The sequence below is a fragment of the Parafrankia elaeagni genome, assembly GCF_000374165.1.
GTDB lineage: Bacteria > Actinomycetota > Actinomycetes > Frankiales > Frankiaceae > Parafrankia > Parafrankia elaeagni.
This window is the reverse complement of the sequence record NZ_KB893737.1, coordinates 46103-55227: the sequence shown is the minus strand read 5'-3', so window position 1 is coordinate 55227 and position 9125 is coordinate 46103. Positions and strand designations below refer to the sequence as shown.

1 pseudogene is annotated in these 9125 nt (G+C 76.4%); it reads left to right on the top strand.

The features are described from left to right. Positions 1 to 10: 10 nt before the first annotated feature. Positions 11 to 9121, top strand: a pseudogene (locus tag B207_RS34695) (type I polyketide synthase); the annotation flags it as partial. Positions 9122 to 9125 lie beyond the last annotated feature (4 nt).

Below are 9125 nucleotides of genomic sequence, written 5' to 3'. Positions count from 1 at the left end.
GTCGCGGTTCGTGGGCTGGTCGGTCGTCGAGGTGTTGCGGGGTGCTGCGGGGGCGCCGGGGCTGGAGTCGGTGGAGGTGGTGCAGCCGGTGTCGTGGGCGGTGATGGTCGGGTTGGCGGCGGTGTGGGAGTCGTGGGGGGTGCGGCCGGATGTGGTGGTCGGGCATTCGCAGGGGGAGATCGCGGCGGCGTGTGTGGCGGGAGTGCTGTCGCTGGAGGACGCGGCGCGGGTGGTGGCGGTACGTAGCCGGCTGATCGGGGAGAGCCTGGCGGGTCGTGGCGGGATGGTGTCGGTGGCGTTGCCGGTCGCCGACGTCGAGGCGGCGTTGGCCCCGTGGGCCGGGCGGGTCGAGGTGGCGGCGGTGAACGGGCCGTCGGCGACGACGGTGGCGGGTGAGCCGGCGGCGCTGGCGGAGATACTGGCCCGCTGGGAGACCGACGGGGTGCGGGCCCGGCGGCTGCCGGTGGACTACGCCTCCCACACCAGCCAGGTGGAGGAGCTCCGCGAGCGCCTCGTCGCCGCACTGGTCGACGTCACACCCGGCCCGGCGGACGTCGAGTTCTGGTCGACGGTGACCGGCGGCCCGGCGGGCCCGACGGGTCTGGACGGCGACTACTGGTACCGCAACCTGCGCTCCACCGTGCGCTTCGGCACCGCCGTCGAAGCCCTGCTCACCGACGGCTGCCGGACGTTCCTCGAGGTCAGCCCACATCCGGTGCTCACCGCCGCGGTCACGGGCACCGCGGAGGCGGCCGGCATCCACGACACCGTCGCTGTCGGGTCGCTGCGACGGGGCGACGGCGGTCTGCGGCGGCTGGTCACCGGCGCGGCGGAACTGTGGGTGCGCGGAGTGGCGGTGGACTGGGAGCCGCTGCTGGCCGGCGGACGTCCCGTAGACCTGCCGACCTACCCGTTCGAGCACCGGCACTACTGGCTGGACAACCCCGCCCTGCGCACCGGGCCAGCCCGTGATCACCAGGACCGCGACCGCGACCGGGATGTCCTCGACGGGCTGCGGTACCGGGTCGGCTGGGAGCCGCTGCGCCCGTCCGCGGACGAACCGCTCCTACCGGACGACCCCGGCGTGGCCGGCACCTGGCTGCTGCTCCTCCCACCCGCACCCGACAGTGCACCCGGCGCGCCCCCCACCGGCGACGCGGACGCGATGTCCGCGGACGAGGTGCTCACCGGGGTGGCGCTGGCGCTGACCGAAGGCGGCGCGGAGGTGGTCAGCGTGCGCCTCGGTCCCGAGGATCTGACGCGGGACGCGCTCGCCCGCCGCCTGGACGCCTGCGGCGCGGGCCAGGATCCCCCAGTGCGCGGAGTGCTGTCGCTGCTGGCCCTGACCGGAGCGGAACATCCCGACCGGCCCGGCCTCGGCGCCGCGGTGGCCGTGACGCTGGCGCTCGTGCAGGCGCTCGGCGACCTGGAGGTCGACGCGCCGCTGTGGTGCCTCACCCGCGGAGCGGTGTCCACCGAGGCCGGCGACGCGGTGGCTGATCCGTCCCAGGCACAGGTGTGGGGCCTGGGACGGGTGGCCGCGCTGGAGCACCCGTCCCGCTGGGGCGGGCTCGTCGACCTGCCCGGCACCCTGGAGGAGGCCGCCCGCGGGCGGCTGCGTGCCGCCCTGCGCGGGACGTCGGGCGAGGACCAGCTCGCGATCCGGCCGGGCGGAGTGCTCGTCCGGCGCCTGTCGCGCGCGCCGCTCGGTGCGGGCCCGCCGGTACGGCGGTGGCGGCCGCGCGGGACGGTCCTGGTGACCAGCGGTGGCGGGCCGCTCGGCCCGTACCTGGCCGGCTGGCTGGCCGACCAGGGCGCCGAGCATGTGGTGCTGGCCGGGCCGCACCGCGCGGACGACCTCGACCTGGCCGCGCTGCACGCGGACGGCACCGCTTCGCGGCCCTTCCGGCTGACCGTGGCCACCTGCGACCCCGCGGATCCGGATGCGCTGGCCGCCGTCGTCCGGGAGCAGACCGCGGCCGGGAAGACGATCCGCTCGGTCGTGCACGCGGCGGCGCTGCTCGGGCTGCGGCCCTTCGACGATGTCGCACCCGGCGAGCTCGCGGACGTCCTCGCCACCAAGGCGGGCGTCGCGCGGCGCCTCGACGAGCTGTTCGACACCGACACCCTGGACGCGTTCGTGCTGTTCTCCTCGGTCGTCGGGATCTGGGGCAGCGCCGACCACGCTGCCTACGCCGCTGCCAACGCCCACCTCGACGCGCTCGCCCAGCACCGCCGCGCCCGCGGCCTGCCCGCGACCGCGATCGCCTGGGGCCTGTGGCGCCCCCTGCCGATCGACATCGACACCGGCACCGGCACCGAGGCGGGGGCGACGGGGGATGGGGGAGAGGCGGGAGATCCGGAGCAGCGACAGCGGGCTCGCGGGCTGGGTTTCCTCGACGCGCCACTCGCGCTGGCGGCCCTGCGGCAGGCGCTGGACCACGACGAGACCCAGGTCGTCGTGGCGGACATCGACTGGGACCGGTTCATCCCGGTGTTCACCTCGGCCGGGCCCCGCCCACTGCTCGACCCGCTGTCCGAGGCGCCGGCAGGTACCACACGTGCCGCAGGTACTGCAGGCGCCGAGGAGGTGCCGCCGCTGGTCCGGCGGCTCGCGGCGCTGACCGCCGGCGAGCGTGACCGGGCGCTTCTCGACGAGGTCCGGGCCCGGGCGGCGGCCGTGCTGGGGCACGCCGACCCGTCCGCGGTGGGGGCGCAGCGGGCCTTCCGGGATCTCGGTTTCGACTCGCTCACCTCCGTCGACCTGCGCAACCGGGTCGGTGAGGCGCTCGGCCTGCGGCTGCCGGCCACCCTGGTGTTCGACTACCCGACGCCGACGGCGCTCGCGGGGTTCCTCCGCGAGGAGCTCGCCGCGAACGGACCGGCCGGCCTGCTGGCCGACGAGACCGTCGACGCGGCGGCTTCGGGGTCGGGCGCGGCTTCGGGTGCAGGCGCGGTCGCGGTGCCGCGCGGGGGAACGGGCCGGGCCGGCGCCGGCGCTGGTGCCGTCGACGCCGATCCGATCGTGATCGTCGCCATGGCCTGCCGGCTGCCCGGCGGGGTCCGCACCCCCGAGGACCTGTGGCAGCTGCTCGCCGAGGGCCGCGACGCGATCAGCGGGTTCCCGGCCGACCGCGGCTGGGACCTCGACGCCCTCTACGACCCGGACCCGGAGCGCCCCGGGACGTCCTACGTCCGCCACGGCGGGTTCCTCGACGGTGTCGCCGACTTCGACGCCGAGTTCTTCGGCATCGGCCCCCGCGAGGCCCTCGCGATGGACCCCCAGCAGCGGCTGCTGCTCGAACTGTCCTGGGAGGCGCTCGAACGCGCCGGCATCGACCCGACCACCCTGCACGGGACGTCGGCGGGCGTGTTCGTCGGCACGAACGTCCAGGACTACGGCCCGCGGGCGATGGCCGCCGCCGAGCCGATGGAGGGCTACATCGGCATCGGCAACGCCGCCAGCGTGATGTCCGGCCGCATCTCCTACGCCCTCGGCCTGCACGGACCGGCCGTCACCATCGACACGGCCTGCTCGTCCTCGCTCGTCGCCCTGCACCAGGCGACGCAGGCGCTGCGCACGGGGGAGTGCTCGCTGGCGCTCGCCGGCGCGGCGGTCGTGATGTCCTCGCCGCTGATGTACGTCGAGTTCAGCCGGCAGCGTGCCCTGTCGCCGGACGGACGCTGCCAGGCGTTCGGCGCCGGCGGCGACGGCACCGGGCTGTCCGAGGGCGTCGGGATGCTCGTCCTGGAACGGCTCGGCGACGCCCGCCGCAACGGACATCCCGTGCTCGCCGTCGTCGAGGGGACGGCGGTCAACTCCGACGGCGCGTCCAACGGGCTGAGCGCGCCGAACGGCCCCGCCCAGCAGCGGGTGATCCGCCAGGCGCTCGCCGCCGCGGGTCTCACCCCCGCCGACGTGGACGCCGTCGAGGCGCACGGCACCGGTACGAAGCTCGGCGACCCCATCGAGGCCCAGGCGCTCCTCGCCACCTACGGCCGGGGCCGCCCGGAGGACCGCCCGCTGTGGCTGGGATCGCTCAAGTCCAACATCGGCCACGCGCAGGCCGCCGCCGGCGTCGCCGGCGTGATCAAAATGGTGCTGGCGATGCGGCACGGACTGCTGCCACGGACCCTGCACGCCGCCGAACCCACCCCGCACGTCGACTGGAGCAGCGGCACCGTCCAGCTGCTCGCCGAGCCGACCCCCTGGCCCGACCGCCCCACCGCCGGCCCCACCGCCGGCACGACCTCGGACGTCCCGCGGCCGGACGCGGGGGAGCGCGACGGGCGCGGGCGCGGCCCGCGGCGGGCCGGGATCTCCGCCTTCGGGATCAGCGGCACCAACGCCCACGTGATCGTCCGTGAAGCGCCCGACGACGACGCCCCGACGATCCACGAAGCGTCCTCGCCGGTGCTCGCACCCGCGTCGACCCCCGTCACGCCGACGCCCGCCGTGCCCGTGCCCGTGCCCGTGCCGATTCTGGTGTCGGCGCGCAGCGAGCAGGCGCTGCGCGCCCAGGCGCGGCGGCTGGGTGATCATCTCGACGCCCATCCCGGCCTGGCCGTGGCGGATGCCGGCCTCGCCACCGCGGCCACCCGCAGCCGTTTCGACCACCGGGCCGTCCTCGTCGGCACCGATCACGCCGAGCTGCGCGCGAGTCTCGCCCGGCTCGGCGCGGAGCCGGATCCCGCGGACGACGTCCCATCGGCGCTCACCGGCCTGACCGGCGGTGCCGCTGCCTCAGCCAGCGCCGCGGGGGTGCTCGCCGTGCGTGGCCTGGCCCGTCCCGACCCGCGGGTCGCCTTCGTCTTTCCCGGGCAGGGGTCGCAGTGGGCCGGCATGGGCCGGGAGCTGCTCGCCTCCTGCCCACCGTTCCGCGAGCGGATGGCCGCCTGCGCCGAGGCGTTCGCCCCGTACCTCGACTGGTCCCTGCTCGACGTCGTCGGCGGGGCCGTGGGCGCGCCGCCGCTGGAGGCCATCGAGGTGATCCAGCCGGCGCTCATGTCGATGATGGTGTCGTTGGCCGCGGCCTGGGAGGCCTACGGCGTGACCCCGGCGGCGGTGGTCGGCACCAGCCAGGGGGAGGTCGCCGCCGCCCACGTCGCCGGCCTGCTCTCGCTCGACGACGCCGCCCGCGTCATCGCGCTGCGCAGCCGGCTGCTCGCCGACCGCCTGCTCGGCCGCGGTGCGCTCGCCTCCGTCGCGCTGCCCGCCGCCGATGTCGCCACCCGCCTCGCCCGCTTCGACGGCCGGCTCGCCGTCGGCGGCGTCAACGGACCCCGCCAGGTCACCGTCGCCGGCGACACCGACGCGCTCACCGAACTGCTCGCCGAACTGGACGCCGCCGGTGTGCGTGCCCGGATGGTCGCCGCCTCCGTCGCCACCCACTGCGCCCAGGTCGACGACATCCGCGCCGAACTGACGGACATCCTGCGGCCGGTGACCGCCACCGCCGGCCGGATCCCCTTCTACTCGACCGTCACCGGCGGCCTGCTGGACGCCACCGGCACCGCCACTGGCACCCAGCCCGGCCCCGACTACTGGTACTCCAACACCCGCGAACCGGTGCTGTTCGACGCCGCCACCCGGGCGCTGCTCGCCGCCGGCTTCGACACGTTCGTCGAGGTCAGCCCCCATCCGGTGCTCGGGTTCGGGCTCACCGAGACAGCGGAGGAGGCCGGCGGCGACATCGCCGTCCTCCCCACCCTGGAACGCGGCCGCGGCGGCCCGGACCGTTTCCTCGCCGCGCTCGCCCAGGCCCACGTCCGCGGCGTGGACGTCGACTGGCAGCCCGCCTTCGCAGGCACGTCCGCCCGCCCCGCCGCCCTGCCGACCTACGCCTTCCAGCGCCGGCGCTTCTGGCCGCGGACGTCAGCACCCAACCTCGCCGCCACGTTCGGCAGCGGCGCGGCGTCCACCGGCCTGCCGGGCACCGGCCTGGCCTCCGCCGGCGGCCGGGAGACGCCGGGGCATCCGGGACATCCGCTGCTCGGCGCCGCCGTCCCGCTGGCCGACGGCGGCCTGCTGCTGACCGGCCGGATCGCCCCGGCGGCCCATCCGTGGCTCGCCGGCCACACACTGGCCGGCGTCCCGGTCGCGCCGGACGCCATCCTGCTGGAGCTCGCGATCCGCGCCGGCGACGAGGTCGGTGCGGATGGCGTCGCCGAGCTGACCATGGCCGAGCCGTTGCTGCTGCCGGAGGCCGGAGCCGGGGCGCTGCGCGTCCAGGCCCGGATCAGTCCGCCCGACGGCACCGGCCGCCGCACACTGACCCTGCACACCAGCCCGGACGACGCCCCCGCCGACGCCCCCTGGAGCACCCACGCGACAGCGACGCTGACCGACGGCACCTCCCCGGCGGGAGAGGACGACGTCTCGCCCGGCAAGGTGCCGGGTGGCGCAGTATCGGATGGCGCAGTGCCGGGTGGTGCAGTGCCGGGTGGTGCAGGGGCGCTCGACGGCGGCGTCGATCTGACCTCCTGGCCCCCCGCCGGCGCGGCACCGCTGGACGTCGACGCCCTCCACGCGGATCTGCGCGCGGCCGGCCACGGCGACAGCCCGGGGGACGGCCCACGTCTGACCGCGGTGTGGCAGGGAACGGCAGGCCTGTTCGCCGAGGTCGCCGTAGCCGCCGCCGCTCCCCGCGGCGCTGGCGATGGTGAGGTCGACGGCATCGGCGGTCAGGACGCCGAGGCGGACATCTCCGGAGCGGGCTTCGACCTGCACCCGGCGCTGCTCGCGGCCGCCGGGCAGCTCGTGCTCTGGCACCACCTGGCGAACGGCCCGAGCGCCGTACCTGCCGGTCAGTCGGCATCCGCTGACCGCACTCCGCCGATCGGGGCGCCGGCCACCGCGCCGATCGTCCTGCCCCGGACCTACCGGGACGTGCGCCTGCTGGCGACCGGCGCCCGGACCGTCCGGGTGCACGTCCACCCGGCGGGATCCGACACGGTCGCGCTGACCCTCGCCGACCACACCGGCGCACCGGTCGCGACCGTCGGCGCGATCGCCTTCGGGCAGACCGAGCCCGAACGCCTGCACATCCGCCCGGCCGTGGTCGCCGACGCGATGTTCGCACTCGACTGGTTACCCGTCACTCCGCCCGTGGCACCGGTCGGGCCGGCGTTGCGCTGGGCCGTGGTGGGGCCGGATCCGTTCGGCCTGCGCACCGCCCTCGCGCTGGCCGGCGTGAACGTCCACGGCTGCGTCGATCTCGCCGAGGCAGCTGGCGGCGGTGGCGGTGTCGACGGCGGCGGCGGCAACGGCGCGACACAGCCTGTTCCGGACGTCGTCCTGGTCACCTGCGCCCCGCCGGAGACGCCGGAGACGCCGAAGACGCCTGCGGTGACGTCCGGAGAGCCCACCGACACGGCGGTGGCCGTGCGCGCCGGCCTGGATCAGGCGCTGGAGCGGGCACAGGCCTGGCTCGGCGACGACCGTTTCGCCGCCACCCGTTTCGTCGCCGTGACCCGCGGCGCGGTGGCTGCCGTCCCGGGCGACCAGAATGTCGATCTCGCCGCGGCCGCGGTGTGGGGCCTGCTCGGCTCGGCCGCGTCCGAGAACCCGGACCGGTTCCTGCTCGTGGACGTCGACGCCGCCCCGTCCTCACCGCGCGCCCTGCCGGCGGCCCTCACCTCCGGGGAACCGCGGGTCGCCCTCCGGGACGGCCTGCTCCTGGGCCAGCGTCTCGTCCGCGCGTCGGCAGCGCCCGCGGCCCCCGCCACCCCCGCCCCCTGGCGGACGGACGGCACCACACTGATCACCGGTGGTACGGGAACGCTCGGCGGGCTGGTCGCGCGTCATCTGGTCACCGCGCACGGTGTCCGACACCTGCTGCTGGCCAGCCGCGGCGGCCCGGGCACCCCCGGTGCCGCCGCCCTCGTGGCGGACCTCACCGCGCTGGGCGCGCAGGTCACGGTCGCATCCTGCGACGTCGCGGACCGGGCCGCGCTCGCCGCCCTGCTCGCCGCGATTCCCGAGGACCGCCCGCTGGCCGCGGTCGTCCACACCGCGGGGACCCTCGACGACGGCGTGCTCAGCTCGCTCACCCCCGAGCGGCTCGACCGGGTGCTGCGCCCCAAGGCGGACGCCGCGTTGCACCTGCACGAGCTGACCCGCGGCCACGACCTGGCCGCCTTCGTGCTGTTCTCCTCGTCCGCGGCGACCTTCGGCAGCCCCGGGCAGGGAAACTACGCCGCCGCCAACGCCTTCCTGGAAGCACTCGCCCACCGCCGCCGGGCGGCGGGGCTCCCCGCGGTTGCCCTCGGCTGGGGCTACTGGGCGGCCCGCGGCGCCATGGCCGCCCACCTCGACCCCACCGAGCTGCGCCGCCGGATGACCGGCAACGGGCTGCTTCCGATCTCCGCCGGGGACGGCATGGCCCTGCTCGACGCCGCCCTCGCCGGCGACCGGCCCGTCCTGCTGCCCATGCGGATCAACCTGCGGGGGGCCCTGCCCGCGGACGCCGCCGGGCCGCTGCTGCGCCACCTCGTCCGCACCCCGCGGCGCCGAACCGTGCCCGGTACCGCCGACGACGCCGGTGCCACCGGGCCCACGCTGGCCGCGCGCCTCGCCGGACTCAGCGCCGCCGAACGCGACAAGACCCTGCTGGACGCCGTCTGCGCCATCGCCGCGGCCGCGCTCGGCCACACCTCCGCGGACGCGGTGGCCCCGCATCGCCCGTTCAAGGAACTCGGGTTCGACTCGCTCGCCTCGCTGCAGTTCCGCAACCGGCTGACCGCCGCCACGGGCGTGCGGCTGCGTCCGATGCTCGTCTTCGACTTCCCGACCCCCGCCGTCATCGCCGGTCACCTGCGGGACCAGCTGTTCAACACCACCACCACACCAGGCGATGTCGCCGCTGTCGCCGATCCCGCAGCCGTCTCCCCCTCCCCCCTCACCCCTCCCGGCCGGAACCACGCCGAGGACGCGATTCCGGCCACGGCGGGCGAACCGGTCACCATCGCCGGCCAGCGCGCAGGAGAGCGGGTGGGAGGCGCAGAAGAACGAGCGGGAGCGGAAACCGACGCGGGCGTGGGGCCGGGGCTGGACGCCGCGTTCGACGAGATGGACGCCGACACCCTGATCCGGCTGGCCCTCGGTGAGAACGACTCCTGACCGG